A 25,921-nucleotide genomic window follows, 5' to 3' on the forward strand; every position below is an offset into this window, starting at 1 on the left:
CGGCCATCTACTACTTTAGTACTGCATTTACTGTCTATCGTCGCATTCACAAAGCACCGCCACTGGCATGTAATGAGTCCATAACAAAAAGGAAAAACCTCCATGCCACGTGCCCTGCCCCGGCTGCCACGCCCTTTGCTGGCGGTACTTTCGCTGAGCCTGACGCTAGGCATCGCCCAGGCTGACACGGCGCCGCTGTTCTCCGCCGACGGCTATCGCAGCACGCACTATCGCAGCCCGACCCCGCAACAGGTCGAAGGCGGCCAGGTCGTCGACACCGCCACTTTGCAAAGCCTGCTGGGCCAGACGCCCAGGCCGGTGCTGATCGACGTCTATCGCCGCCAATGGCTGCAAGGTCGTTTCATCGAAGACGAACCACACAGCAACCTCCCCGGCAGCCTGTGGCTGGCCAACACTGGCGACGGCGAACTGAGCCCGGCATGGCAGGACTACTTCGTGCGTAACCTGCAAAAAGCCACGGCCGGGCACCCGGACCAACCACTGGTCTTTTACTGCCGCTCCGATTGCTGGTTAAGCTGGAACGCGGTAAAACGCGCGAAAGCCTTGGGCTATAACAACCTGTATTGGTACCGCGACGGCCTGGATGCCTGGCAGCAAGCCAACCTGCCATTGCAGCCGGCACAACCGGTGCCGTTCCCCTGAAATGCCTGCGTATGCGTGCCCCGCTCCATCCAATAAAAACAAGGTGAAAAGGCCATGTACAAAATTCTGATTGCCGACGATCACCCCCTGTTTCGCGAAGCCATCCACAATGTCATCAGCGATGGCTTCCAGGGCAGCGAGGTCATGGAGACCGCCGACCTTGAAAGCGCCCTGGCCCTGACCCAGGCGCATGACGACCTCGACCTGATCCTGCTCGACCTGAACATGCCCGGCATGCACGGCCTCAATGGCCTGATCACCCTGCGCAACGAGGCGCCAACCACGCCGGTGGTCATCGTTTCGGCCGAGCAGGAAAAGCAGATCGTGCTGCAGGCCATTACCTACGGTGCCGTGGGCTTCATCACCAAGTCGTCGCCACGCTCACAGATGATCGAAGCGATCGAGCAGATCCTCAATGGCAATGTCTACCTGCCGCCAGACATCATCCGCGCGCAAAAAAGCAGTACCAGCCGGCGCCATAACGATGCCCCGAGCTTCCCGCCGGAAATGCTCCAGGCCCTGACCCGCAAGCAACTGCTGGTGCTCGAGCGCATGACCAAAGGTGAATCGAACAAGCAGATCGCCTACACGCTGGACATCGCCGAAACCACAGTCAAGGCCCACGTTTCGGCGATCTTGCGCAAACTCAATGTGCACAACCGGGTACAAGCCATCCTCAGTGCTGGCGATATCGATTTTGCTGATTATCTGCGCCGTTGACCTGTTCCGGCCGCTTCGCGGGTAAACCCGCGAAGCGGCCAACCGCTATGCCACGCCACTGGCCAACAGATGGCTCATCGCCGTCTTGAGTTTCATCGGCCTTACGGGCTTGTGCATCAGCGTGTGACCCAGCTCGCGGATCTGCTGCTTGAGATCGTTGCTGTAGTTGGCCGTGATCATCAGCGCCGGTAGCGGCTGGGCGCGGCGGGCATTGATCCGCGCTACGGCGTCGACACCATTGCAGTCATTGTCCAGGTGGTAGTCGGCAATCAGCAGGTCGGCCTCGGCGTGGTAGTTGTCCACCTGGCGCGCCAGGTCTTCCTCCGACAGCGCAGTGACCACCCGGCAGCCCCAACCTTCCAGCAAGGTGCGCATGCCCGCGCAAATCGCCGCATCGTTATCCAGCACCCACACCCGCGCCCCGCGCAGGCGTTCGAGCATTGGCTCGCAGATCGCCTGGCTCGGCTGGGCCTTGGGTGCAGTGGCGCTCAGCGGCACCTCGACAGCGAACACCGAGCCTTTGCCCAGCCATGACCGCACGCGGATCCGGTGGCCGAGGATGCCGGCGATCTTCTCCACGATTGCCAGGCCCAGGCCCAGCCCACGGTCCTGGTCCGGGCGCTGCACATCACCCCGTTTGAACTCCAGGAACATGTCTTCCAGGTGTTCTTCGGCAATGCCGATGCCGCTGTCCCACACTTCAATCCGCACGCCACCGCGCTGGCGCCGACACCCCAGCACCACGCGCCCGCTGCGGGTGTAGCGGATAGCATTGCTGAGCAGGTTGCGCAGGATGCGCGCCAGCAGCTGGATGTCACTGCGCACGACGGCAGAACACCCCACAAAATGCAGCTCTAACCCTTCGCTACGCGCCACCTGGGCGTATTCGGCAGCCAGGTTGTCCATCAGTTCGTGGAGGGCAAACGGGACGACATCGGCCTTGATCACCCCGGCATCGAGCTTGGAAATATCCACCAGGGTACCCAACAGGTTTTCCACATCCTCCAGCGAATTGCTGACATTTCGCACCAGGTGGGCAGCGTTTTGCGGCTCGTCGCGCTCAAGCAATGCACTGGTGAACAGCCGCGCCGCGTTCAGCGGTTGCAGCAGGTCATGGCTGACCGCAGCAAGGAACTTGGTTTTCGACAGGTTGGCCTGCTCGGCCTCGCGCTTGGCCTCGCGCAGACGCGACTCGGCCTGGCTGCGCTCTTCGATTTCGCGCAGCAACTGGTCGTTGAGGCTGGTCAGTTCGGCAGTGCGCTCGCGCACCCGTTGCTCCAGGTGCTGATACGCCTGGTGCAACGCCTGTGCGGTGTTGCGGCGCTCGGTGATGTCGCGGATCAGCACGAAGATACCCACCACTTCGCCACTGGCCAGGCGGTTCGGCACGTAGGAACGCAGCATGTAGCGTTCCTGGCCGTTGACATTGGTCTCGGCAAACTCGAACGTTACGCTCTCCCCCGCCAGCGCCCGCGCCACGTAGCCTTCCAGGCGCTGGTAATGCTGCTCGCTGTGGGCCTCGCGCAGGCTCTGGCCCAGCATCACGCCATGCGGCCAGCAATACCACTCCTCGTAAACCTTGTTGGTGAATTCGTAGACCAGATCGGCGTTCAGGTAGGCGATCAGCGCCGGGACGTTTTCGGTAATCAGGCGAATCTGGTGCTGATGGGCCGTCTCAGCCCGCTGCCGGGCCTCGCTGAGCAGGCGGTTGACGGCCTTGAGCTCGGCCATGGCCTGGTTCAACGCATCGGTGCGTTCGCGCACCTGCTCGGCCAGCACCACTGAATGCTGGAACGCGGCGTATGGGTCGTTGCCCCGGGTCACGCCCGATTCGATGCGCTCGATCAGTGCGTCATTGATGCGCTGCAGCTTGTGGTTCTGGTGCTGCAGCCGGGTCAGCTCGGCCTGCAGTTCAGCGACCGACAGGAGGCCGGTTGCGGGCAATGGCGACCCCGGTGAAGGTCTGGTTGATGTGCATGCCATTGAACTGTTCTCCGTAGGTGTTGAAGCCGATCACCCGTTGCTCGCGCAGGAACGCGCCGACCGGCTCCAGGCCGTGGTGGGCCTCCAGTTCCAGCCGCCGCAGGAAACAATCACAACCGATGGTCAGCAACAACGGTCCGAGACGCTGGTGCAGGCCATCGAACAGCTGGTGCAGGTTCGGCAACAGCGGGCCCGGGGTCATGGCCGTGAGCACGATGCCGTTCTCCACCGCGCAGTAGAAGCTCAAGCTGAGGTCAGGGTGCATTTGCTGGATCGCCCGCACGTAGTACTGATCATGAATGCGCACGGCCAGCGGGTGGGCGGCGAACACCCGGTGATCGAGCGCAGCCACGGGTACACCGATGTGGCGGGCATATTCCTCGGCCGCCGGCTCGGCATTCAGTTCGAAAACCCGGCGCTGGGCGCTGTCGGCACCGGTGACCACCAGCTTTTCCTGGCGCGGCAGGATGTGATGCGTGGTGAACACTTCGAAGTCGAGCCAGGTGTTGACCAGCACCACCACGGCTGCACCGTTGTGGAATGTACCGCCGTAATACACATGGGTGCGGTTCAGGTAGTTGTCGTCACCGGCCGAGCCGCCGAAGTGCGGGATATCCCCCAGGGCTGCGCTGAGTGCGGCAAGCACCATCTCCTCGCGGCTGGACAAGCCATCGAGCAGCGTGAGTGCAAAGCTGTGGCCCTTGATTGGCGCCAGGGTATTGCTGCGGCAGGTGCCGACCAGCCGCTCGACCATCTGCTGCGCGTCGATCAGGCTGAAGCGCTCCATCTCATCGATCAACGCGGTGGCGATCGAAAAGTGCCGGTGATCGAAGCCCACCGCCGTCACGCAATTGCGGCCGTAGCCCAGCGGGGTGATTTCACCGGCGCTGGTGCAGCCGACCAGGCGTATGCCGCCAAAGTCTTGTTCCAACGCTTCGCCCAAAGCCTGCAAGTCGTATTCGGCGGAGCAGAAGAACAGCACGAACCCCAGGTGCGGGTGCAGCAACTGCCGCGCCAGGTCCTGAGCGGCCAGCCGTGCGTCGGTAGCCTGCGACATGGCACTGACCACACCGTCGTTATGAGCCTGCTGCATCGTGGTCTCCGGCACGGGGTGGCTGAATGATCAGTTTAAGGAGGTGGTGGTGGGTGACGAATGCTACTTGGGTAGCGGGTGGGCGGTTCCATGGGCGTAAAAGACCGTGTCATTCGGGGCCGCCTTGCGGCCCCGGCCGCTTACCAGGTCAACACCGCGCCCACCGCAAAGGTATCGGTGTCTTCGTTCTGCGCACTGGTGTCATGCCCGTCGATGGAAAACTGGTTGTACTCGGCCACCAGTTTCAGGTTGTCGTTAATGTCATGGAACAGCGCTACACCCCGGGTCTCGTAGTCCGCGCCGCTGCCAACCGCACCGTTGCCATCGTCCTTAGTCTTGCCATAGGACAGCGCCACGCGGTTCTTGCCGAACTTGTACGAGCCCTGCAGCAGGTAGCCATCACTGTCGACATTGCGCAAAACCGGTTCGCCGGCATTGTTGGTGAAGAACGGGTTGATGCCTTTGGCCTGGAACCCCGAGCCGGTCAGCGACCAGCCGCCCATCTTTGCCTGCACCCCGTAACCCACCCCCTTGGAAGTGATCGTTTCTACCGTGGAGTCAGTATTGTCCGAGGTCTGGTAACTGCCGTTGACCCAGCTGTAGATCTGCGCCCCACCCAGGTCGAACTGGTAGGTGATCTCGCTCTCGGTGCGTGGGTTTTCCTGGTAGGCCTTTCCGGTCGGGCTGCTGTCGTTGGTGTCCACCGGGTCCATGATGCCCACCGCCACCCGCAGGCCCTCCATCACGGGCGTACGGTAGGTGATCTGTGAGGTAGGGAACGGGTATGGGTAACCGCTGCCAATGTTGCCGAACGACACTCCGCCGCCGTCCACCAGCCCCAGGGTGTCGCTGACCTGGCCATAGCCGGCCAGCAGTTCGTCGAGCAGGATGTTGGAGCGGGCGAACAGCCCGAAGTCCTTGCCGATCAGCACCTCGCCCCACTCGGGGTTGGCCACCGTGCCGTAAAACTGGCGCACGTCGATGGCGGTGTCGGTGCCGTTGGTTTCACTGTCGTTGATGGTTACCCAGAACGAGGCACGCGCGCCGAGCTTCAGGTCATCCACCTGCTTGCCCATGTTGAAGCCAAGGTAGTTGGGCAAGAAGCCCATCTTCACCCGCGACTGGCGGCGGTCAAACTGCTCGCCCTCACGGTCGACCTCGCTGTTGACGTAGAAGGCATTGATATAACCATCGGTAGAGAACGTCGTCTGGTCCTTGTCGTACAGCATGATCTCGGCTTCGGCGACGCTGCTCAGGCCAAGCGCGGAAAAGCTGGCGATGGCGGCTGCGAGAAAACGAGGCGGCAGGTGCTTATTGTTGTTGTGCATGGCGCGCTCCAAACGGGGACGGGATGTCGGAGGCGATTATCAGAAGTGGGCAAATTGCCAGAAACGCTGCTTTGGCGTGGGGTGGCGAGTGCTTTGGGGCGGGAGGGTGTGGCCCGGTGATTTGGTCCCGGTACCTGCTTGGGTCTGGGTTCGAGACTTAGGACTTAGACATGAGTGGCAGGCAGGTATCAGTACCACTGCATGAGCGGGTTAGTACGGTCAATTGCAGGCGTGGCTGTGTTGAAGATGCGCGGGGGATGGCACCGGCATTGCCGGTGTTCGCGGCTAAAGCCGCTCCTACAGATGCCGTGCAAGACCCTAAGGTTGCGAGCGTCCTGTGGGAGCGGGTTTACCCGCGAAGGATGCTACGCGGTCGCTGGCATTGCGTCCGTTCAGGAAGCCAGTGCCTGCGAACGCTGGCAAGCGGGCATTTCATAACGGTGCGGTTGCTGCCAGGCCAGCCGTGCCTGCACATCCACCACCGCGTCCTTCACCTTCTGCGCCCAGTGCTCATCCTTCGGGCACACCACCACCACGCGGAAACCGTGGTCGACACCTTCCAGGCGCACACCTTCGGAATCATCTACGTGCAGATCGATATCAAAAGCCGAAGGCAGCTTGGAGGGTGAGTTTTCCAGCCCGTTCTGGGCCAGGATGTGCTGGTGCCGATCGCTGTTGACCACGCCATCGACATGAATGCCGTAAAGCATCAGCCAGCGGCGGATGTAAGCCGGGGTACGCCCCGAGGAGGTGTAGATCCAGATGCTGCAGCCCTGGCGGCGCAGGTCGCGGATCAGTTCGCGGGTGCCGCTGCGCAGGGGCTCACCCAGCCAGCGATGGACGAAACCCGGCAGCTTGCTGTCCTCGGCGGCGGCGTGTTCGGGCAGGCAGGCCAGCGTGTCGTCGATATCGAACGAAATGCGTACCTGGCCACGCTTGAGCTTGCGTTCGATGGCTTGCCGCCCTCGTGCGAACAGGGATGAACCTTGCATCAGCGGCTCCCCTCACAGGCAGGCACGGGCGTGCCGTTCAGGAAGAACTTGCCGGGCTCAGGCGCCTTCGCTTCCAGGAACGCGGCGTACTTTTTCTTGATCTTGGGGAGTTCGTACAAAGCCTTGACACCGTGTTTGGCGGAGTTGCGTATGACCGAGGACGGGTTGAAGTAACCCTCGGCGTTGTCCAGCGACAGCACGAATGGCGGCAGCCCGGCACGCATCAGCAGATAGCTGACAATAAGCGAACCCGTGCGGTTGTTGCCTTCGATGAACAGCTGCGGCTTGCTGAGGATCCGTACATACACACCCGCTGCCCGCTTCCAGATGGAATCGCTGCGGTACGCGCAGTACCAGTTGTACAAATCCTTGATGCCACCTTCCACGTTGTTGAAAAAGTGCGCTTCGGTTGCCGCAAGGTGCGGGGCGAATTCCAGGCGACGGGCCGGATCGCTGCCGCATAGCACGGTGGCATTGATTTCCAGCATCAGGTTCAGCTGTTGCAGGTCGAACAGGTCGATACCGCGAGCGACATAGTCGTCAATCAGCGCATAGCCTTCAACCACATTCAGCAGCACCTCGTCGGTAAACGGGTCCCGCGGTTCGGTGAAATGCTGGCTGAGTTCGGCAAAACGGCCCTGCACCTCGCGCAGTGCGCGCTCTACCGCTGACAGATCAAGACGACGCGTCGCTCGCATTGGTAATCCCGGGTAACACTTTAACGGAAGGTAACGCGGCCGGGTGTTGCAACCTTCCTGGCTGCAACACCCGCCCACCTTGAGCTTGTATGGCTTAGCTGAACTTGCCGCTGATGTAGTCGCTGGTCAGCTGCTCACGCGGGTTCTGGAAAATCTGCGCGGTCGGGCCCATCTCGACCAGGTAGCCGGTGCGGGTGCCCTGGGAAATATCCACCGAGAAGAACGCGGTGGTGTCGGCCACACGAATCGCCTGCTGCATGTTATGGGTCACCAGGGCGATGGTGTAGTCCTTTTTCAGCTCGACCATCAGTTCCTCCACGCGGCGGGTGGCAATCGGGTCGAGTGCCGAGCAGGGCTCGTCCAGCAACAGCACTTCCGGCTCGGTGGCGATGGCACGGGCGATGCACAGGCGCTGCTGCTGGCCACCGGACAGTGACAGCCCGCTGACCTTGAGCTTGTCCTTCACTTCGTCCCACAGCGCGGCGCCTTGCAAGGCGTGCTTCACGCGATCGCCCAAGTCGCCTTTGTAGCGGTTCAGGCGCAGGCCGAAGGCCACATTGTCGAAGATGCTCATCGAGAACGGGTTGGGCTGCTGGAACACCATGCCGATATAGCGGCGCACTACAACAGGGTCGACGCCCTTGCCGTAGACATCCTGCCCAAGAAAGTGCACATGGCCTTCGAAACGGAAGCCCTTCACCAGGTCATTCATACGGTTCAAGCTACGCAGCACGGTACTCTTGCCGCAGCCCGAAGGGCCGATGAAACCGGTGATCTCGTTTTTCCTGATCGGCACATGGCTGTCACGCACGGCCATGAAGTTACCGTAAAAAATCTTGTCGAGCTTGCAGTCCATGACGATGGGGGCTTCGCTGACCATGGGAGCGGCTCTTTGCGCAGTGGATACGTTCAAGTTGGATGCTCCCTTTCTCAATACTTGGGCTTGCCGAAGACTCGGCTCAAAATGTTGATGACCAGCACGATCATTACCAGCACCAGCGAGGCCGCCCAGGCGAGCTCCAGCTGGTTGTCGAACGGCATGCCGGAGAAGTTGTAGATCAGTACCGCAAGCGAGGCTGTGGGGTTCATCACCGCCAGGTCGCCGTCGTGGTAGATCCAGTAGTTGCTGAACAACGCGGTGAACAGCAGTGGCGCGGTTTCGCCAGCGGCGCGGGCCACGGCCAGCATGACGCCGGTGAGGATGGCCGGCAGGCCGGTAGGCAGCACGATCTTCCAGATGACCTGGGCACGGGTGCAGCCCATGCCGTAGGCAGCATCCTTCATGATCTTGGGCACCATCTTCATCGACTCTTCAGCGGTGAGCACCACGATCGGCAGCATCAATACCGCCAGCGCCACGCCGCCTGCCGGTGCCGAGTAGGTACCGGTGGTCATCACCACCAGGGCGTAGGCAAACACCCCTGCCAGGATCGAGGGCAGGCCAGTGAGCATCTTGGCGGCAAAGCGCGCGGCATTGGCCAGCTTGCTGTCCGGGCCGAGCTCGGCCAGGAACACCGCTGCCAGGATACCGACCGGCACAGCGATGGCGGCGGCAATGCCGACCATGACGAAGGTACCGGCCATGGCGTTACCGAAACCACCGCCCATCTCGAAGCCGGTCGGCGGCAGCTCGGTGAACACTTCCAGGTTAAGGCGTGCCCCGCCGCGAGTGATCAGCATGTACAGCACGGAAATCAGCGGCACGCTGGCCACCAGTGCCGCGAACCATGCCAGGGTGGTCAATACCAGGCTGCGCAGGGCGCGGCCTTCCAGCTTGCGCTGCAGGCTGGGCAGCGCGGCAACAGGGGTCGTCAGGTCAGTCATTGTTTGTTACCCCGCTGGGCGTAGAGCATGATCATCGAGCCGAGGACGTTCACCAGCAGGGTGATGAACATCAGTACCAGTGCCGCGTACATCAGCACTTCGACCTCGTTCGGGCCGGCTTCCGGGAAGTTCAGCGCCAGCAGCGCCGCCAGGGTGTTGGCCGGTGCGAACAAGGACAGGGAAATGGTGTTGGCGTTGCCGACCAGCATGGCCAGCGCCATGGTTTCGCCGAGTGCACGGCCCAGGCCGAGCACCAACGAGCCGAAGATGCCGGTAGCCGCCGAGGGCACCATCACCTTGAGGATGGCTTCCCAGTGGGTGGTACCCATGCCGTAGGCAGCCTGCTTGGTTTTCATCGGTACGCTGGTCAGCGCATCCTGGGAAACCGCCGCGATGGTCGGCAGGATCATGATCGCCAGTACCAACGCCGCAGGCAGCAGGCCTGGGCCACTCAGGGAAGTGCCGAAAAACGGGATCCAGCCCAGCTCGCTGTTCAGCCAGGCGGTCAGCGGGCGAATCGCCGGGATGACCACATAGATGCCCCACAGGCCGTACACCACGCTGGGGATGGCGGCGAGCAACTCGACGATGGTGCGAAACACCGCGGCAAGCTTGGCCGGAAGGAAATCCTGGGTCAGGAAAATGGCCATGCTGACGCCGAAGAAACCGGCGATCAACAGGGCGATCAAGGCGCTGTACAGCGTCCCCCAGATCGCTGGCAGAATACCGTACTTGCCTTGGTTAACGTCCCAGACGCTGCCGAACAACACGTCAAAACCGTGCTTTTCAATGCCGGGCAGTGCCTTGCGGCCCACTTCGTAGACCAGCGCGAAGACCAGCGCCAGCACCAGCACCACGCCAATGCGCGCAAGCGCACGGAAGGTGCGATCGACCAGAAAGTCTTTCGCAGACGGTGGCTGGCACGCGGAGTCGGGGTTATCCGGTATGGCAAAAGGAGTGTTCATTGGCGAGTTCCGGGACAAGGGACAAACACCCCCGGCATGGCTTCATGCCGATACCGGGAGCGCCTGGGTATTACTGGATGTTGGCGGACGCTTTACGCACCTGGTCGACTACCGACGGCGGCAGCGGGATGTACCCCATCGAGTCGGCGATGGTCTGGCCTTTGGTCAGGCTGTACTCGACCATTTCACGCATGGCCTTGGCTTTTTCCGGGTTGCCGTTGTCCTTGCGGAAAATCATCCAGGTATAGGAAGTGATCGGGTAGGACTTGGCACCGTCCGGGTCAGGCAGCCAGGCCACCAGGTTTTCCGGCATGTTCACCGCAGCCAGTGCTTCGGCACCGCTCTCGGCATTCGGCACGACGTATTGGCCAGCCTTGTTCTGCAACATGGCGAAGTCGACCTTGGCCAGCTTGGCGAAGCCGTACTCGATGTAGCCGATGGCGCCCGGGGTCTGGCGGACGGTGGCGGTTACGCCGTCGTTCTTCGGCGACTTGATGAACTTGTCGGTGGCCGGCCAGTTGACGGTGTTGCCTTCGCCCAGCCCTTGCTTGAAGTCAGCGTTGATGGCCGACAGGTGCTTGGTGAAGACGGCAGTGGTGCCGCTGGAGTCGGCACGCACGACCACGGTGATCGGGGTGGCAGGCAGCTTCAGGTCAGGGTTGGCCGCCACGATTTGCGGGTCGTTCCACTGGGTGATCTTGCCGAGGAAGATATTGGAGTAGACGTCGCGCGGCAGCTTCAGCCCTTTAGGGTTACCCGGCAGGTTGTAAGCCAGGACGATTTCACCGGCGGTCATTGGCAGCAACTGCACGCCTTCGCCAACCTTGGCAATGTCTGCTTCGCTCATGGCCGAGTCGCTGGCGGCGAAGTCGACGGTCTTGTTCAGGAAGTCCTGAACGCCCGCGCCGCTGCCCTTGGACTGGTAATCGACGGTGACGCCAGCCGTGTTCTTGCTGAAGTCCTTGAACCAGGTCAGGTAGATCGGTGCAGGGAAGCTGGCGCCCGAACCGGTCAACCGAACGTTTTCTGCAGCAAAGGCTGCCGAGGTGGCGCAAAGGGAAACGGCAACGGCGAGTGCAGCAGACTTCATCAGGCGTTTCATCAAAATGTGCTCCATGTGATGGCCGGCACACTTTGCATCAGCTGTGTTACAACTTTGTGACTATTGAATGGCAGGCCGCGCGGTAGAGCTTATTGACTGTGCCATCAGGCGCCGAGCTGGAACCCTGAAACGGCTCCGGCCTCAACGCTAACGCTTGAATGTGCCGATTGGATGACGGCCGTACGAGGCCAAAGCACCGCTCGCCCATTAGCCGGCACTTTTTAGACGCGCAGGGTTTCAACCGTTCAGGCAAACCGGCAAGCGCGAAGACCCTGTAACGCAGCACCAGGAACAAGAACCTGGCCACTGCAGGCGATCAACCGATGCCGGCAAGACCTGCATCACCGGCATCCGCACAGCGGTTGCGGCATGCACATTCGAACTCGGCTTGGGCACGGGTGGAAAAGTTCAGGCTCAGACGCATCTTGTCCTGGGTGTCGTAGAGGTCGTAACCCTCCCCCAGTGCGGCGGGAAAGCCAAGCCGCCGAGGATAAGCCTCTTTCTTGAGTGGCACTGCGGGAACCACAACGAAGCGTGTCTGCATGATCATCCCCTTCGGCAGTGCTTAAGTATTAGTACTGCTATGTGAAAGCATCAAGATGACTCATGCAATATTTTGGTTCAGCCGCCTATTCTCGCGGTGATGAGTAAGCAGAATCCCAGCAGGCAAATGACCCCGATGCCATAGAACAACGTTCTCCAAGGCTGCAAACCCCGCAGGTAGGCCAGCGTGTGCAGGACCCTGGCAACCGTGAACACCACACTCAGCCACAGCACCGGTAGCGTGGCGGCTTCCAGCGCAACAGCCAGCCCGCCGAGGGCAAAGAACAGGGGAATGTTCTCCAGGTCGTTGGCCCAAACCTTGGCAGCCCGTATCACCTGCGGGCGTTCTGCGGCCTGGGCGATGCGCCTGAACACGGCAGCGTCCTCCGGGTTGGTGAACGCGACGAAGCGCAAGCGGTGATAGCCCTGATAGCAGGAAACCAGGAACATCTTGAGGAACAGCACCACCACACACAGCGCATAAACCTGCAAGGCACTGCTCATGGCTGGCGCCCCTCGGCAACGCCTCTGATCACCAGGTACAGCAACGGCCCCAGCGAAACGAACACGACGGTCAGCAGCAGGTAAGGCAGCACCGCGATCCCGGCGCTGCCGCGCATGCGGTTGTCTCTCACCATCCAGCAACCGGCCAGCCCGGCCATCAGGTACAGGTCGATGACCACCTGGGCCGTGTCCGGCCGCGCCAGCAGTGCCAGCCCGAACGCCAGCAGCGATTGCTCGGCAATCAGCATGGTCCAGCCGGTATACAGCGAAAACAGCAGCAGTATTGCCAGCGCGCAGATACGCAAGCCCATATAGCTCTCCTTGATAGGGTTTGCCGGCACAGTAGTGATAGGGTTGCTTGCACTCAATGACCCGTGAGGTCATGGACATTGCACTCAAGGACGATCAGGGCAACGTATGAATCAGCATCTGTTCCATCGCAGCACCCCTGCCCCGCACATCTCAGCGGGCCAGCATCTTCGCGAACTGCGCCGTCAGGCCAACCTCAGCCAGCTGGAGCTGGCGCTGCTGACGGGGCTGTCGCAGCGTCATCTGAGCTGTGTGGAAACAGGACGCGCCAAAGCCAGCCCAGGCACGTTGCATGCCCTCCTCTCGGCCCTGGATGCGCCGCTGCAGCGGTGCAACGAAGTGTTCGTTGCTGCAGGATACGCGCCCCGCTACGCCGCCACGCCACTCGATGCGCCTGAACTGGCCTTGGTGAATACTGCCATCGAGCATATTCTGCAGGTGAACAACCCCGCTCCGGCGATCGTCATCGACAGCCACTGGGACGTCATCGCCGCCAACGCCAGTACCGGGCTGCTGCTGGCGATGGCCGGTGTCAGCGCACAGCCGGCAACCGGCCTCAACCTGCTGCAGACATTGCTGTGCCCCGGTGGTCTGGGTGATCACCTGGCCAACGCGCCGGAAATCCGCGCTGCAGCCTGGCAACGTGCCTCCAGGGAGGCCGCAGGCAATCCGGCACTGGCAGCGCGCTTGCGCGACTTGCCGGCACCGGCAAGCCCGTGCCAGATGACGACAGCCCCCCCTCTGCTGCTGACCCGCGTGAACACCCCGTATGGCGAGTTGCGGTTCCTGTCCACGTTCACCACCTTTGGCATGCCGCAGGATGTCACCGTGCAGTCACTGCGCATCGAACACCTGATCCCCGCCGACCCACAGACCCGGCAAAGAATGCTGGCAGCGTTCGAGCAATGGTCGGCCGTTACAGCGTGAACGTCAGGGTCTGGCCAAGGAACCTGGCGCTGACCTGGTGGCCTGTTTCATGCAGGTCGAACGGCTGGCACATGGCCCCGGTGGTCACGATATCCCCGGCCTTCAAGGTCTGGCCACGCTCGGCAGCGTGCGCGTACAGGTGAGCCAGCGACACCAGCGGGTCGGTCGCCGCATCGCCAGACAAGCCGCCGGCGCGCCGTTGACCATCCACATGCACCTCGGTGGTTTCGGCCAGGTCGGCGAGCAACGGCACATTGATACCGGCGCCCAGGCTATTGCCGACCACCAATGCTTCAAACCCCACGTTGTCAGCCACAAAACTTGGCCAGCCGACAGCCTTGCGGTCGACAAAGCGCGAACGCACCACTTCAAAGGTGACGCACGTGGCGCGAATATCCTCACTCACCGGTACGCGCCCGGCTTGCGGAGGAATATCCCGGTCCAGCACGAAGGCAATTTCGCATTCGATGGTCACCGGCGTAACCGCTGGCAGCGGGATATGTGCGCCATCGGCATGGCAACGCCCCGCTTCCAGTTGGCCAATCAAGGGCCGCGACAACTTGCCTGCACGCATGCCAGCCGGGCTGCCGACGCCCAGCTTCCACCCGGCGCGCTGGCCTGCGGCAGCAGCAAACAACTGGTCCTGGCTGTCATAGCCTTGTTTCAATGTCTCGGGCTTGAGGCTGGCGGGCAGTTCCGTCAGCAGGTCACCGCTGCGCCAGTGTTGCAGTAGCAAGGCTGCAGTGCGTTGGTGTACGAAAAGCGAACGGTTCATCAAGACCTCATTGAGATAGGCGATGGCAGGCAACAGATGCTATGACCTGAAATTGATAATGATAAATATATTGTCATGATGCCAATCATCACAAATTGTTATTGAACTACCTTATGAAATCCGCCTGCAGGTGCATGCTCAGCAATCAGTGGAAACCGGCTGCTTCAACAACAACACATAAGCCATCGCAGCAACCGCGGCCACGGCGGCACTGATCATGAATGCCGAAGCGAAGGACCCGGTCTGCTGAATGCTGAACCCGGTCACGATGGGCGCCACAGAGCCTGCCAGGTAGCCGCCGAAGTTCTGGATCGAGCCAAACGAGGCCACGCGCTGGCTATCGACCACGGTGTTGGCGATCATCCATGCGGTAGAGCTGGCCATGTTCACGCTGAACAGCGCGCAACACAGCAGCGCCACGCTGAGCAGAAAGCCGCTACCGAACGACAGGGGAACGGTGAATGCGGCCGCCGCGAACAACGCAGTCACGACAACCCGCTTGCGGCTACCCAGCACACTGGCACCGTGCTTCACCAGGCGGTCGCAGATGCGGCCCGCAACAATGGTGCCCAACGCGCCGAACACATAGGCCAGTGAAACCACCCAGGCGGTCTGGTACAGGCTCAAGCCATGCTCGCGCTCGAAGTAGCCTGGCAGCCAGGTCAGGTGCAGCCACAGCATGTAGATCACCCCCATGAAGCCCAATACTGCGCCCCAGGTGCTCTTGTGGCGGAACAGTTCGGCCCACGCCGCCAGTTGTGCCTGCACACTGGGCCTGGCGCTTGGCACCGCCTGTTTATGCGCCTGGGCCGCCAGCAGTTGCTCACGCGCCTCGGCAGGCAGTTCGGCCAGGTACCGCGCCTTGCTTTTGTAGAAGGCGAACCAGCAGGCGGCAACCAGAATGCCGAACACTCCGGTGACGATGAACATGCCGCGCCAGCCCCAGGTGACCATCAGCAGCGTCAGCAACGGCGGCGCCAGACACGGCCCGATGCAGGTCGATGACAGCACGATGCCGGTCGGCGTCCCCCGCTTCTCGGCCTCGAACCACTCCGCCAGCGCCTTGGCCGCCGACGGGAACATCGGCGCCTCGCCGATCCCCAGCACCACCCTGAGCCCGATGAATGCAGAAAAACTGTTGATCAGGCCAGAAGCCGTCTGTGCCACCGACCAGCCCAGCAGGGCCGCCCCCAGCGAAATCTTGCTGCCCAGGCGGTCGATGATCATGCCCAAGGGCAGTTGCGAAAAGGCATACGCCAGGGAAAACGCCGACAGCAGAATGCCCATCTGTGACGGCGTGATGCCCATGTCGCGCTGGATGGACGTATTGGCAATCGACAGCGCACTGCGGTCGACGTAGTTGATGATGCCGATCACCAGCAACAGGCTGACGGTGATGACCTGGTACTTTCTGAACGGGTTCGAGCTGGCGACCGCTTCAGGTTCGCGGGCAAGCCCGGGTTGCGCATATTTGGTATTCATGGGCGTTCACTTTTGTTGTTATTGGTTGAACAGCAGGTAACGGCTTACATGGACGCTTCAAGCAGCCACTGGTAGTCCTCGGCAGATGCCTCACGTGGGTTGGTGCGGTGGCTGTGATCGGCCAACGCACCCTGGACGATGCGCGGGAACAGGTCCGGGTTGACATCCAGTTCGCCAAGGCCGGTCGGCAGGCCCAGCGTACGGGTCATGTCGCGAATGGCATCTTCGATCTGGCTGTCATCGGCCAGCCCCATCGCCTGGGCGATGCGTTGCATCTTGTGTTCACTCACCACCGTTTCGGCCGTGCGGTTGAAGCGGATGACGGCAGGCAGGAAGATCGCATTGAGGGTGCCGTGGTGCAGGCGCGGGTTGATCCCGCCCAGCGCGTGGCTAAGGCTGTGCACGCAGCCCAGGCCTTTCTGGAAGGCCAGCGCACCTTGCAGCGATGCGCTCATCATGTTGATGCGCCCGTCCAGGTTGCCCGGCGCGCGGGTGGCTCGTTCGATGAAGCGCCAGGCCCGCCACAGGCCGTCCAGGGCAATGCCGTCGGCAGGCGGGTTGAACGCAGGTGCCATGAAGGTTTCCAGGCAGTGGGCAATCGCGTCCATGCCGGTGGCAGCCGTGAGTTGTGCCGGCAGCCCGAGGGTCAATGCCGGGTCACAGATGGCGGCCTTGGGCACCACATGGGGCGAGATCACCCCAACCTTGCGCCCGTCATCGAGTATAAGGATGGCACCGCGCCCGACCTCGCTCCCCGTGCCGGCCGTGGTCGGCACCGCAATCACCGGCGCGGTTGCCGGGGTGATCCGGGCCAGGCCGCCCTCGATCACCGCAAAGCCCTTCAACGGGCCGTCGTGCCGGGCACACACAGCCACCCCCTTGGCCAGGTCAATTGCCGAGCCACCGCCAATGGCGATGATGCCATCACAGCCATATGCCTTGAACATGGCCACAGCCTCACGCACGGCATGCTCGTTGGGATTGGGTGGCGTACCGTCGTAGATCGGCAGTTGTGCGGTGGTGCTGCCGAAGGTGTTCAACGCCGTATCGACGATACCGGCGGCACGCACGCCACGGTCGGTCACGATCAAAGGCCTGGTTATACCAATGCGCTCACATTCGGCGGGCAGGCAGGCAATGGCACCGATATCGAATTGGATCTGGGTGATGTAGTTGATCAGGGACATAAGGCTTGGCAGGCTCCTGGCTTTATTGTTCTGGGCGTTTCAGCCGCACTGGATGCGACACTGTGCAGCGCCAGTATAGGAATGCGCGGCTGGCCATGGTATTGAGAACAATCCATATCGGTATAACCAGGACGAATACCAGATGACCCCATCGCTCAATTCGATCATGTCCCGCCTGCACGCCCGCCACCTGCGCTTGTTGATCGAGTTGGACGAGCACCGCTCGCTGCTCGGTGCAGCAAGCAGCGTCGGGCTTACCCAGCCTGGTGCCAGCAAGGCCTTGCAGGAAATCGAAACCACCTTCGGCACTGTGCTGTTCAACCGCACCAACCGAGGCCTGGAGCCCACGGCCGCCGGACACTGCGCCATCCGCTACGCACGCCTGTTGCAGACCGATATCGCCAACCTGCGGCACGATCTGGATGCGATCCTGCGTGGGGTCGGCGGCCGGCTGGCTGTGGGGGCGATCATGGGCGCGGTGCCGTTGCTGATGAAGGCGGTGTCACAGCTGGCCAGCATCCAGCCACAAATGTCATTCGAAATCATCGAAGACACCAGCCAGTCGCTGCTGACGCAGATCGAGAGCGGCCGCCTGGACATCGCCCTGTGCCGCACCAGTGTCAGCAATACGCCGCAGCTGTTCGCCAGCACCTTTGTCCAGGATGAGACACTGGCGGTCATCGCCAACATCGACCACCCGCTCAAGCATGCGCCAAGCCTGAGCCTTGCCGACCTGGCCGAGAGCCGCTGGATCGTCTACCGGGCCAACATGCCCATGCGCGTGCAACTGGAGCGCGAATTTCACGATGCCGGGCTGCGCTTCCCGCTGCACCTGGTTGAAACCACTTCGATCCTGGCGACCTTGTCGCTGTTGCAAAACCGTCCTGACTTCGTTGCGCTGGTGTCGATCGACGTGGCCCGGCAATGTGCAATGAATCAACAGGTCAGCATACTGCCCTTGAGCATGGGCTCGGTCAGCGACCCCTACGAGTTGGTGACCCGTAAAGGCAGCCAGGCAACACCGGCCATGGACACGCTCACCGAACTGCTGCTGTTGCAGGGCCGACAGCGCTGCGACAGTTAATGCGGTTTCCTGGCAGAAGCCACTGGGAAGTCCAGGCCGAAAGGCTAAGGGTCAAGACGGTGATGAGGCAGCCCTGAGTCATCAGCCTTGCAGCTACACCGGCAGTTCGGTGGTCAGCTTGATTTTTTCCATCGGGACTTCGGTCTTCACGTTCTGGACCACGCTCAGGCTGGTCAGGTGCGCCACCTGGAAGCGTCGATAGGCCTCCAGGTCTGCTGCCACCACCCGTAGCATCAAATCACAATCGCCCGCCATCACATGGCACTCCACCACTTCGGGCAACTGGCGCACAGCCTCGACAAATGCGTCCGTGGTTTCCTGGTCCTGACGCTTGAGCCATACCCTCACAAACAGGGTCAGGCCTAGCGAGACCTTGGCCGGGTCCAGCAGCGCCACATAACGCTCGATCACCCCAGCCTCCTCCAACAGGCGTACCCGGCGCAGGCACGGCGAGGCAGACAAGCCAACCTGTTTGGCCAGCTCCTGGTTCTGCAACCTGCCGTCGCGCTGCAGCGCCCGGAGGATACGGCGGTCGATGGCATCTAGCTTGATTGGCATTGAAAAACCTATTTTTCGATATTGTCGGTAGCAAATGCCAAATTCTCTGCCCATCAGCGCAACTGCGCAAGCCAATTTCAGTCGTTAGTTGGAATAATTTGCCTCCATTGGAGGTGACCATGAATGCCCTTGAACCTGTACTGAACGACCCACCCGCCACCACGCCGCACACCGAACTGCGCCGTGGCGCCGTTGCCGCCCTGCCGGTATTGCTTGGGTTCATCCCCTTTGCCCTGGTACTCGGTGCGCAAGCTTCCCAGCAGCAATTGACAGCCGGCGCAGTGGCACTGATGACTGGCCTCAACTTCGGTGGCGGGGAGTTGGCCGCAATCGAGCTGTGGACCTCACCGCCAGCAATCCTTGTGATTGTTGCCATGACCCTGCTGATCAACAGCCGCCACCTGCTGATGGGCGCGACGCTGGCGCCTTGCTTGAGCCACCTGCCGTTGCCCAAGGCATTAGGAGCGCTGTTCTTCATGTGTGACGAGAGTTGGGCCATGGGCCTGGCCGATGCACGCCAGCGTGGTGGCTTCAGCCTGTGCTATTTCATGGGCGTGTCGCTATCCCTTTGGATCACCTGGGTCACCTTCACCAGCCTTGGCACGCAGATCGGGCCATTGCTCGGGGACCTGCGCAGCTATGGCTTCGACATGGCCTTCGCCGCGGTCTTTCTGGTACTGCTCAAAGGCCTGTGGAAAGGTGTACACGCTGCCCTGCCATGGTTATTCAGCCTGTTCACCGCAGCGCTGTTCTACCTGCTGATCCCCGGTGGCTGGTACGTGCTCGCGGGCACTGTAGCCGGCCTGGTGACCGCCTATTTGTGGGCCAAGCCATGATTGACGTTGCTACGCTGGTCACCATCGTGGGCATGGCCGTGGTCACCTACCTGACCCGTGCACTGGGTTTTTTACTGCTGCGCAACCGCACCCTGGGCCCGCAACTGACCCAGGTGCTGAACGCCGCGCCCGGCTGCGTGCTGATTGCCGTGATCGCGCCCAAGTTCGTTTCCGGGCACCCGGCCGACCTGATTGCTCTGGGGCTTACCGTGTACGCCGCTGCGCGGTTTTCCCTGTTGCCGGTGGTGGTATTTGCCATTGTCGTGACGGGGTTGCTGCGCGTGCTGTTGCCGGCATGACCTGCCGCTACACCTGCACGCCATTGACCCAAATCAAGCCCTCGCGCCGGGTTCGCGCGACGATGGCTGCACGCAAGGAATGACTCAAGTACCGACAGGTGCACAGTGCGCAAGGTTTACCGCTTGATCGCTGTGCGCGCCTTGACCAAGGAGCCCCACATGAACCCGCTGAAACACATACTGGTTGCCACCGACCTTTCCCCACATGCCCGCAACGCCGCTGAGCGGGCGGCCTACCTGAGCGATGCGCAACAGGCCTCGCTGGACCTGCTCTACGTTGCCAACCCGGCACCCTTCGAGCGCCTCAAACAGTTGATGACGCCTGATGACGATCTGTTGAAACGCGTACTGGATTGCGCAGGCGAGAAAACCCACGCACTGGCAGCACTGCTGTTCCAGCGTTACGGTATCTCCGCTGGCGTGCAGGTCGCCAGCGGCTCGGTGATCACGGAGATCAACCGGGTGGTGCAGGACAAGCACAGCGACCTGCTGGTGTGTGGGGCCAGGGGCCAGAGCGTGGCGCGGCGCCTGCTGCTGGGTTCGACCGTGCAGAAACTGCTCAACCGCATGCCCTGCCCTTTGCTAGTGGTCAAGCCGGCCCCTCGTGATGCCTACCGCACCGTGCTGGTGCCAGTCGACTTTTCGTCCGTTTCACTGCGCACCCTCGAATTGGCCAAGGCCATTGCCCCGCAAGCAGAGATCATTCTGCTGCATGTGTACGAAGCCCCGTTCGAAGCCAGCGTGCGCTTCGCCCATCTCGACCACGACACCCTCACCCACTACCGCAATGTCATCCGCAAGGATGCACAAGTACAGCTCGCGGCGCTGAGTGAGGCTGCCGGCCTGGCCGATGCACGGCAGATCCTCGTGCACGGCGACCCTGGCTGGCGCATTGCCGAGCAGGAACAGGAGCTGGAGTGCGACCTGATCGTGGTCGGCAAGCAGGGGGCAAGCGCGCTGGAGGAACTGCTGGTGGGCAGCGTCACCAAGCATGTATTGAACGAATCGCAGTGTGATGTGCTGGTAACACCCTAGGCTGCATGAATGTTCTGCACTGCCGCCTGTTGCGCCTATCTGGGTCAAACCACCATGGCTGGCCTTGCCTGCTGACGTGCGGGCTTGGGAAGAGCTCCTCCCGCCCACAGCATTCGCGAGTGGGGCGTCATTGCTGAGAGCAGCGGCTCTACGCAAGACGTTTCATCGATTGCACTGATGATTACTATCGAGCGGCCTGCCTGTCGGCCAGGCAAGGCCGCCTCTACAATCCCCTGCAAATCCCCCCGCTCCTGCGCCTGCTACAGGCGAGATCCCTCATGGAACCTAACCCATGCCAAGCAACAGCCAGGCCCCTCGCGGCCTTCCCGAACATAGCCAACAAAGCGTGACCCAGCAATGGCTGGCAATCCTCTCGGTAGCCGTGGGTGCTTTCGCCCTGGTCACCAGTGAGTTCCTCCCGGTGGGGGTGCTGAACGATGTGGCCAGCGACCTGGGCATCAGTGCAGGCCTTGCCGGCCTGATGGTGACCCTGCCAGGGATCATGGCTGCGTTAGCCGCCCCGTTGATTTCCGTAGGCGTCGGCGCGCTGGACCGGCGCTACCTGCTGATCGGCCTGACGCTGATCATGATCATCGCCAACGCCATCGTGGCCTACGCCGGCGACTTCAACCTGCTGTTGGTCGGCCGTGTGCTACTGGGTATCAGTATCGGCGGCTTCTGGGCGACAGCCATCGCCCTCAGCGGCCGCCTGGCACCTGACGGGATGGGCGTAGCCAAAGCCAACTCCATCATCATGGCGGGCGTAACCCTGGCGACGGTCGTGGGCGTGCCTGTCGGCACCTGGCTGAGTGGCCTGATGGGCTGGCGCATGACGTTCCTGGTCACTGCACTGGTAGGCGTACCGGTGCTGCTGGCACAGGTGTTCCTGCTGCCGCGGCTGATGCCGGAAAAGGCCATCCGCATCCGCGACCTGCCGGCGTTGTTCATCAACCCGCAAGCACGGGTCGGTTTGATCGCCGTGTTGCTGATCGGCCTGGCGCACTTTGCGGCGTATACCTACGTCGCACCGTTCTTCAAACAGAATGCCGGCTTTGACGGGCCTACGATCGGTTCATTGTTGCTGCTGTATGGCGTGGCCGGCTTCATGGGCAACATCTTCGCCGGCTTTGCGGCCAACCGCAGCGTGCGGCATACCCTGATGCTGGTCGCGCTCATGATCGCAGTCAGCACCGCCCTGTTCCCGCACTTCGCCACCGGCATGACGGGCGCCGCCATGCTGATCGCGCTGTGGGGCTTTGCCTTCGGTGCGTTCCCGGCCTGTGCCAATATCTGGATGTTTGTCGTGGCGCCCAAGGATGTCGAACGTGGCATGCCGCTGTTCGTGGCCCTGTTCCAGGTGATCATTGCCGTGGGCTCGTTCTTAGGCGGGCAAGTCGTAGACCATATGGGCACTGCGGTACTGCTGAGCCTGGCCACGGCGCTGGTGGGCTGTGGCTTTGTGACCGTGCTGGTGCTGGGGCGCAACGTCAGTAACGATCTGGCGGCGCAGCCAGGCTAAGCAGCCGCCCAGGGCGGCTGCGCAAAGCTTGAGGCCGTGAAACCGAGGCGCCTGCTTCGCGGACAAGCCCGCAGGTACCGTACGGCCCCAGGCGCTTGCATTAGCTGCAATCGCCCCGCTCGGGCTGGCGTGGTTGCCTGGCGCACATCACCTGAACCTCGGCGCCACGGGCCCTGGCCAGCAGCTCCTCGGTGTCATCGCCACCGGGCAAGGCAAGCAACAGGTCAGGGCGGCTGTCATTGAGCATGAACAGGTTGCGCAAGCGTTCGGCCTGCTTGCCGTGCAGCTGCCAGTTTGGCGGGTAACGCACCAGATCGGCGCCATGCTCGCGCGCCCAGCTTTCGATTTCCCCTCCAAGAAACTGGCTGCCACCGTGGATCAACACCCGGATCGGCCGCTGGCGCTGGACGTCGTCCAGGGCCTGGCGGCAGCGTCGGGTGTCGGCGTAGTTGCGTCCTGCACAAATCAGTACTCGCATGGTCTGCTCTCCTTGCATCGCTCAGAACCACTGGCCGAAACGGCGGATATAGAGGGTCTTCATGGCCTGGGCGACCACGCAGTAGCTCAGCAGGGTGGCGGCCAGCCAAGGGAAGTACTCCCACGGCAGCGGCACCAGGCCAACCATCGCGCCCACCGGGGAGAACGGGATGTAGATACCCAATGCCATGACCAGCCCCGTTGCCAATACCACCGGCAATGCAGCGGTGCTCTGGAAGAACGGTACCTTGCGAGTGCGCAGCATGTGCACTACCAGCGTCTGTGACAGCAAGCCCTCGATGAACCAGCCAGACTGGAACAACGCCTGCATTTCGACGCTGTTGGCGGCGAACACGTACCACATCAGGGCGAACGTGGTGATGTCGAAGATCGACGACGTAGGACCTATCCACAACATGAAGCGGCCGATGTTGCGGGCATCCCATTTGCGTGGCTTGCTGAGGAACGCCTTGTCCATGCGGTCCCAGGGCAGCGACAGCTGGGAAAAGTCATACATCAGGTTTTGCAGCAACAAGTGGATCGCCAGCATCGGCAGGAACGGAATGAACGCACTGGCCACCAGGACCGAGAACACGTTGCCGAAATTGGAACTGGCGGTCATGCACAGGTACTTCATGATGTTGCCGAAGGTTTCGCGGCCTTTGAGCACGCCCTCCTCGAGCACCATCAGGCTCTTTTCCAGCAAAATGATGTCGGCCGATTCCTTGGCGATGTCGGTGCCGCTGTCCACCGAGATACCGACGTCAGCATCGCGCAGGGCGGCGGCATCGTTGATGCCGTCGCCAAGGAAGCCCACGGTGTGACCATTGGCCTGCAGGGCCTTGAGCACCCGTGATTTCTGCAACGGGGTGAGCTTGGCGAAGACGGTGCGCTCCTCCACCTGAAGCTTCAGGGTGGTGTCGTCCATGCCCTCGATGTCCTGGCCGAGCAACGGCTGGCCTGGCGCCAGGCCCACTTCACGGCAGACCTTGGACGTGACCACCGGGTTGTCGCCGGTCAGTACCTTTACCTGCACGCCCATGTCGCGCAAGGCGGCGATGGCCGGGCCGGCCGTTTCCTTGGGCGGGTCGAGGAAGGTCAGCAAGCCCTGGATGACCAGATCGCGCTCATCTTCGGTGTGATACTGCGCCTTGCCTTCGGCCGCCGGGATCTCCCGGGTGGCAACCACCAGCACGCGGAAGCCGTCCTGGTTGAAGGCATCGACACTGGCCAGAAGCTGCTGGCGGCGGCACGGATCGAGGGCAACCACCTTGTCGCCTTCCTGCACATGGGTGGCGATGGCGAGCATTTCCTCGACCGCCCCTTTGCTTACCAGCAGGTGATCGCCCAAGGCATTCTTCACCACCACTGACAGGCGGCGGCGGATGAAGTCGAACGGCAGTTCGTCGACCTTTGCGTAGGCGTAAGGCGCCTGGAACTGGCGGTCCTGGCCGGCGAAATGCAGCACGGCCTGGTCCATCAGGTTGCGGATGCCGCTTTGGTGATGGCTGTTGAGCCAGGCCAGCTCAAGGATGTGCTTGTCGGTTTGGCCGTCGAAGCGCACATGGCGCTCGAGGATGATCCGATCCTGGGTGAGCGTGCCGGTCTTGTCGGTGCACAGCACGTCCATGGAGCCCAGGTTCTGGATGGCGTTCAGGCGTTTGACCACCACCTTGCGCCGGGCCATGGCCACGGCGCCCTTGGCCAGGTTGGCGCTGACGATCATCGGCAGCATTTCCGGGGTCAGCCCCACTGCCACGGCAAGCGCGAAGAGGAAGGCATCACCCCAGTCGCCTTTCACCACACCGTTGATCATGAACACCACCGGCACCATCACCAGCATGAAGCGGATCAGCAGGCTGCTGATGCTGTTCACGCCGCGGTCAAAAGCGGTCTGGCTGCGCGAGCCGGCAATGGCCTTGGCCAGCGAGCCAAAATAGGTGCGTCGGCCGGTGGCGACCACCACGGCGCGGGCGCGGCCACTGACCACATTGGTACCCATGAAGCAGATGTTCGGCAACTCGAGCAGGTTGTCCTGATGTACGCCATGCTCGGCGGCGGACTTCTGCGCGACATTACCCAAGGTGTCGTACTTTTCGACCGGCAACGCCTCGCCGGTGAGCACGGCCTGGCTGATAAACAGGTCACGCGCTTCGAGCAGGCGGATATCGGCGGGAATCATGTCACCTGCAGAAAGCTGCACGATGTCGCCGGCCACCAGTTCGTCCATGGGCACTTCGCGCAGGCGCGGGGCTTGCCCGATCTGCTCGCGGCGCAACACCGTGGCAGTACTGCGCACCATTGCCTTGAGCGCGTCGGCAGCCTTGTTCGAGCGGTACTCCTGCCAGAAGCGCAGCAGGCTGCTGAGGCTGACCATGGTCATGATGATGATGACCTTGGTCAGGTCGGCGTCGTCTGCTTCGCCTGCACTGACCGGCAGCCAGTAGTCGGTGACGAAGCTGATCCCGGCCAGGGTCAGCAGTACATAGATGAACGGGTTGTTCAGGGCCTTGAGCAGCTGCACCAGGGCGTGGGGTTGCGGGTCGTGGGCAACCTGGTTGGCCCCATCGCGCGCCAGGCGCTTGGCGGCTTCGTGCTCGGTCAGGCCCTGTTCGCTGGCATCGAGGTTGGCGAGGGTGACCGCCAGGCCATTGCGCGCTTCACGGGCGGCGCGGGTGGACAGGCGGGTTTCGCGTTCGGCCTTGGCCGATGAGGTGTTACGGTGTTTGACAGTCATGTTGCTGTGCTCCTGCCGCTGCGGCGGCACGACACACAGACGTTTCACTCAGGCGGTGAACGAAGGCATGTCGGGTCGCTGAATAATGCTGGTTCTTTCCGACAGTTGTCTGTCCGCTGCCGAGAGTCGGAAGTTGTGTCGGCAGCGAACTTTCTACTCGCGCAATCCATGGTTTGATTCCTTTTCATAAACACAGGGCAATAGTTATCCCGCGAACTTTTAACGTGAAAAGTTCGAGCACAAAGATACCGTTCAATATCTTTTATTCAGTGAGAAGTGCG

26 protein-coding genes are annotated in these 25,921 nt (G+C 61.9%); 8 read left to right on the top strand and 18 right to left on the bottom strand.

Features of this window, described 5'->3' with window-relative positions:
* Nucleotides 1–102 precede the first annotated feature (102 nt).
* A complete protein-coding gene (locus AA098_RS16530; RefSeq protein ID WP_003254107.1) occupies nt 103–663 on the top strand; it encodes a PQQ-dependent catabolism-associated CXXCW motif protein in 561 nt (186 codons plus the stop codon).
* A gap of 54 nt (nt 664–717) precedes the next feature.
* A complete protein-coding gene (locus AA098_RS16535; RefSeq protein WP_003254108.1) occupies nt 718–1,383 on the top strand; it encodes a response regulator transcription factor in 666 nt (221 codons plus the stop codon).
* Nucleotides 1,384–1,428: 45 nt separating this feature from the next.
* On the opposite strand, the gene AA098_RS16540 is transcribed toward AA098_RS16535, so the two are convergent.
* From AA098_RS16540 to AA098_RS16595, 12 genes are all read right to left on the bottom strand, one after another.
* Nucleotides 1,429–3,327, bottom strand: coding sequence for a NahK/ErcS family hybrid sensor histidine kinase/response regulator (locus AA098_RS16540; RefSeq protein WP_064614781.1), 1,899 nt, complete (start codon nt 3,325–3,327; stop codon nt 1,429–1,431).
* On the bottom strand, nt 3,296–4,459 hold the full coding sequence (gene nosP, locus AA098_RS16545) for a nitric oxide-sensing protein NosP (RefSeq protein ID WP_003254110.1): 1,164 nt from the start codon (nt 4,457–4,459) through the stop codon (nt 3,296–3,298). Before nosP ends, AA098_RS16540 begins: the two co-directional genes overlap by 32 nt.
* 140 nt (nt 4,460–4,599) lie before the next feature.
* Nucleotides 4,600–5,787, bottom strand: a complete 1,188-nt coding sequence (locus tag AA098_RS16550) for a porin (RefSeq protein WP_010953581.1) — start codon at nt 5,785–5,787, stop codon at nt 4,600–4,602.
* Nucleotides 5,788–6,179: 392 nt separating this feature from the next.
* Nucleotides 6,180–6,779, bottom strand: coding sequence for a hypothetical protein (locus AA098_RS16555; RefSeq protein ID WP_003254112.1), 600 nt, complete (start codon nt 6,777–6,779; stop codon nt 6,180–6,182).
* The gene (locus AA098_RS16560; protein ID WP_004574211.1) at nt 6,779–7,477 is read right to left on the bottom strand and encodes a hypothetical protein; all 699 of its coding nucleotides are present in this window, start codon (nt 7,475–7,477) and stop codon (nt 6,779–6,781) included. The genes AA098_RS16555 and AA098_RS16560 overlap by 1 nt, the downstream gene beginning before the upstream one ends.
* Before the next feature lie 94 nt (nt 7,478–7,571).
* Nucleotides 7,572–8,357, bottom strand: a complete 786-nt coding sequence (gene pstB / locus AA098_RS16565; protein ID WP_003254117.1) for a phosphate ABC transporter ATP-binding protein PstB — start codon at nt 8,355–8,357, stop codon at nt 7,572–7,574.
* A 50-nt stretch (nt 8,358–8,407) separates the two neighbouring features.
* Nucleotides 8,408–9,301, bottom strand: a complete 894-nt coding sequence (pstA, locus tag AA098_RS16570) for a phosphate ABC transporter permease PstA (RefSeq protein WP_003254119.1) — start codon at nt 9,299–9,301, stop codon at nt 8,408–8,410.
* The gene (pstC, locus tag AA098_RS16575) at nt 9,298–10,266 is read right to left on the bottom strand and encodes a phosphate ABC transporter permease subunit PstC (protein ID WP_004574212.1); all 969 of its coding nucleotides are present in this window, start codon (nt 10,264–10,266) and stop codon (nt 9,298–9,300) included. Before pstC ends, pstA begins: the two co-directional genes overlap by 4 nt.
* A 70-nt stretch (nt 10,267–10,336) precedes the next feature.
* Nucleotides 10,337–11,368 carry a phosphate ABC transporter substrate-binding protein PstS gene (pstS, locus tag AA098_RS16580; RefSeq protein WP_054889538.1) on the bottom strand — a complete coding sequence of 344 codons (1,032 nt, stop codon included), beginning with the start codon at nt 11,366–11,368 and terminating at the stop codon, nt 10,337–10,339.
* 316 nt (nt 11,369–11,684) lie between these two features.
* Entirely contained in the window at nt 11,685–11,918 is a 234-nt protein-coding gene (locus AA098_RS16585) for a hypothetical protein (RefSeq protein ID WP_014753437.1), read from the bottom strand.
* Between the two features lie 71 nt (nt 11,919–11,989).
* On the bottom strand, nt 11,990–12,415 hold the full coding sequence (locus AA098_RS16590) for an MAPEG family protein (RefSeq protein WP_064614782.1): 426 nt from the start codon (nt 12,413–12,415) through the stop codon (nt 11,990–11,992).
* Nucleotides 12,412–12,726 carry a hypothetical protein gene (locus AA098_RS16595; RefSeq protein ID WP_064614783.1) on the bottom strand — a complete coding sequence of 105 codons (315 nt, stop codon included), beginning with the start codon at nt 12,724–12,726 and terminating at the stop codon, nt 12,412–12,414. The genes AA098_RS16590 and AA098_RS16595 overlap by 4 nt, the downstream gene beginning before the upstream one ends.
* Nucleotides 12,727–12,832: 106 nt before the next feature.
* Here AA098_RS16595 and AA098_RS16600 point away from each other — a divergent pair, with 106 nt between their 5' ends.
* Nucleotides 12,833–13,651 carry a helix-turn-helix domain-containing protein gene (locus AA098_RS16600; RefSeq protein WP_060546585.1) on the top strand — a complete coding sequence of 273 codons (819 nt, stop codon included), beginning with the start codon at nt 12,833–12,835 and terminating at the stop codon, nt 13,649–13,651.
* Here AA098_RS16600 and AA098_RS16605 read toward each other — a convergent pair.
* The 3 genes from AA098_RS16605 to AA098_RS16615 form a co-directional block, all read right to left on the bottom strand.
* Nucleotides 13,641–14,426, bottom strand: coding sequence for a 2-keto-4-pentenoate hydratase (locus AA098_RS16605; RefSeq protein ID WP_054889533.1), 786 nt, complete (start codon nt 14,424–14,426; stop codon nt 13,641–13,643). The two genes, AA098_RS16600 and AA098_RS16605, sit on opposite strands and share 11 nt — an antisense overlap.
* Before the next feature lie 138 nt (nt 14,427–14,564).
* On the bottom strand, nt 14,565–15,908 hold the full coding sequence (locus tag AA098_RS16610) for an MFS transporter (protein WP_064614784.1): 1,344 nt from the start codon (nt 15,906–15,908) through the stop codon (nt 14,565–14,567).
* A gap of 44 nt (nt 15,909–15,952) precedes the next feature.
* Entirely contained in the window at nt 15,953–17,095 is a 1,143-nt protein-coding gene (locus tag AA098_RS16615) for an iron-containing alcohol dehydrogenase (RefSeq protein ID WP_064614785.1), read from the bottom strand.
* Between the two features lie 142 nt (nt 17,096–17,237).
* Between AA098_RS16615 and AA098_RS16620 the strand changes: the two genes are divergently transcribed.
* Nucleotides 17,238–18,179, top strand: coding sequence for a LysR family transcriptional regulator (locus AA098_RS16620; RefSeq protein ID WP_010953569.1), 942 nt, complete (start codon nt 17,238–17,240; stop codon nt 18,177–18,179).
* Between the two features lie 93 nt (nt 18,180–18,272).
* Here the strand turns inward: AA098_RS16620 and AA098_RS16625 are convergent, their stop codons facing one another.
* A complete protein-coding gene (locus AA098_RS16625) occupies nt 18,273–18,737 on the bottom strand; it encodes an Lrp/AsnC family transcriptional regulator (RefSeq protein ID WP_004574219.1) in 465 nt (154 codons plus the stop codon).
* A gap of 119 nt (nt 18,738–18,856) precedes the next feature.
* Between AA098_RS16625 and AA098_RS16630 the strand changes: the two genes are divergently transcribed.
* The 4 genes from AA098_RS16630 to AA098_RS16645 all read left to right on the top strand — a co-directional run bounded on the left by AA098_RS16630 (nt 18,857) and on the right by AA098_RS16645 (nt 22,426).
* Complete coding sequence (locus tag AA098_RS16630) at nt 18,857–19,573, top strand: AzlC family ABC transporter permease (RefSeq protein WP_064614786.1); 717 nt, start codon at nt 18,857–18,859, stop codon at nt 19,571–19,573.
* Nucleotides 19,570–19,872, top strand: coding sequence for an AzlD family protein (locus tag AA098_RS16635; RefSeq protein ID WP_029380584.1), 303 nt, complete (start codon nt 19,570–19,572; stop codon nt 19,870–19,872). Before AA098_RS16630 ends, AA098_RS16635 begins: the two co-directional genes overlap by 4 nt.
* 159 nt (nt 19,873–20,031) lie before the next feature.
* Complete coding sequence (locus AA098_RS16640) at nt 20,032–20,907, top strand: universal stress protein (protein ID WP_064615238.1); 876 nt, start codon at nt 20,032–20,034, stop codon at nt 20,905–20,907.
* A gap of 292 nt (nt 20,908–21,199) precedes the next feature.
* A complete protein-coding gene (locus AA098_RS16645; RefSeq protein ID WP_064614787.1) occupies nt 21,200–22,426 on the top strand; it encodes an MFS transporter in 1,227 nt (408 codons plus the stop codon).
* A gap of 100 nt (nt 22,427–22,526) precedes the next feature.
* Here the strand turns inward: AA098_RS16645 and AA098_RS16650 are convergent, their stop codons facing one another.
* Nucleotides 22,527–22,904, bottom strand: coding sequence for a DUF2493 domain-containing protein (locus AA098_RS16650; RefSeq protein ID WP_003254146.1), 378 nt, complete (start codon nt 22,902–22,904; stop codon nt 22,527–22,529).
* A gap of 21 nt (nt 22,905–22,925) precedes the next feature.
* A complete protein-coding gene (gene mgtA / locus AA098_RS16655) occupies nt 22,926–25,640 on the bottom strand; it encodes a magnesium-translocating P-type ATPase (RefSeq protein ID WP_064614788.1) in 2,715 nt (904 codons plus the stop codon).
* Nucleotides 25,641–25,921: the final 281 nt, after the last annotated feature.

Source organism: Pseudomonas sp. JY-Q (genome assembly GCF_001655295.1).
GTDB classification, from domain to species: Bacteria; Pseudomonadota; Gammaproteobacteria; order Pseudomonadales; family Pseudomonadaceae; genus Aquipseudomonas; species Aquipseudomonas alloputida.

Coding starts and splice junctions, on each gene's coding strand:
- AA098_RS16530 (WP_003254107.1), top strand. CDS start 103: ATGCCACGTGCCCTGCCCCGGCTGCCACGCCCTTTGCTGGCGGTACTT.
- AA098_RS16535 (WP_003254108.1), top strand. CDS start 718: ATGTACAAAATTCTGATTGCCGACGATCACCCCCTGTTTCGCGAAGCC.
- nosP (WP_003254110.1), bottom strand. CDS start 4,459: ATGCAGCAGGCTCATAACGACGGTGTGGTCAGTGCCATGTCGCAGGCT.
- AA098_RS16550 (WP_010953581.1), bottom strand. CDS start 5,787: ATGCACAACAACAATAAGCACCTGCCGCCTCGTTTTCTCGCAGCCGCC.
- AA098_RS16555 (WP_003254112.1), bottom strand. CDS start 6,779: ATGCAAGGTTCATCCCTGTTCGCACGAGGGCGGCAAGCCATCGAACGC.
- AA098_RS16560 (WP_004574211.1), bottom strand. CDS start 7,477: ATGCGAGCGACGCGTCGTCTTGATCTGTCAGCGGTAGAGCGCGCACTG.
- pstB (WP_003254117.1), bottom strand. CDS start 8,357: ATGGTCAGCGAAGCCCCCATCGTCATGGACTGCAAGCTCGACAAGATT.
- pstA (WP_003254119.1), bottom strand. CDS start 9,301: ATGACTGACCTGACGACCCCTGTTGCCGCGCTGCCCAGCCTGCAGCGC.
- pstC (WP_004574212.1), bottom strand. CDS start 10,266: ATGAACACTCCTTTTGCCATACCGGATAACCCCGACTCCGCGTGCCAG.
- pstS (WP_054889538.1), bottom strand. CDS start 11,368: ATGAAACGCCTGATGAAGTCTGCTGCACTCGCCGTTGCCGTTTCCCTT.
- AA098_RS16585 (WP_014753437.1), bottom strand. CDS start 11,918: ATGATCATGCAGACACGCTTCGTTGTGGTTCCCGCAGTGCCACTCAAG.
- AA098_RS16590 (WP_064614782.1), bottom strand. CDS start 12,415: ATGAGCAGTGCCTTGCAGGTTTATGCGCTGTGTGTGGTGGTGCTGTTC.
- AA098_RS16595 (WP_064614783.1), bottom strand. CDS start 12,726: ATGGGCTTGCGTATCTGCGCGCTGGCAATACTGCTGCTGTTTTCGCTG.
- AA098_RS16600 (WP_060546585.1), top strand. CDS start 12,833: ATGAATCAGCATCTGTTCCATCGCAGCACCCCTGCCCCGCACATCTCA.
- AA098_RS16605 (WP_054889533.1), bottom strand. CDS start 14,426: ATGAACCGTTCGCTTTTCGTACACCAACGCACTGCAGCCTTGCTACTG.
- AA098_RS16610 (WP_064614784.1), bottom strand. CDS start 15,908: ATGAATACCAAATATGCGCAACCCGGGCTTGCCCGCGAACCTGAAGCG.
- AA098_RS16615 (WP_064614785.1), bottom strand. CDS start 17,095: ATGTCCCTGATCAACTACATCACCCAGATCCAATTCGATATCGGTGCC.
- AA098_RS16620 (WP_010953569.1), top strand. CDS start 17,238: ATGACCCCATCGCTCAATTCGATCATGTCCCGCCTGCACGCCCGCCAC.
- AA098_RS16625 (WP_004574219.1), bottom strand. CDS start 18,737: ATGCCAATCAAGCTAGATGCCATCGACCGCCGTATCCTCCGGGCGCTG.
- AA098_RS16630 (WP_064614786.1), top strand. CDS start 18,857: ATGAATGCCCTTGAACCTGTACTGAACGACCCACCCGCCACCACGCCG.
- AA098_RS16635 (WP_029380584.1), top strand. CDS start 19,570: ATGATTGACGTTGCTACGCTGGTCACCATCGTGGGCATGGCCGTGGTC.
- AA098_RS16640 (WP_064615238.1), top strand. CDS start 20,032: ATGAACCCGCTGAAACACATACTGGTTGCCACCGACCTTTCCCCACAT.
- AA098_RS16645 (WP_064614787.1), top strand. CDS start 21,200: ATGCCAAGCAACAGCCAGGCCCCTCGCGGCCTTCCCGAACATAGCCAA.
- AA098_RS16650 (WP_003254146.1), bottom strand. CDS start 22,904: ATGCGAGTACTGATTTGTGCAGGACGCAACTACGCCGACACCCGACGC.
- mgtA (WP_064614788.1), bottom strand. CDS start 25,640: ATGACTGTCAAACACCGTAACACCTCATCGGCCAAGGCCGAACGCGAA.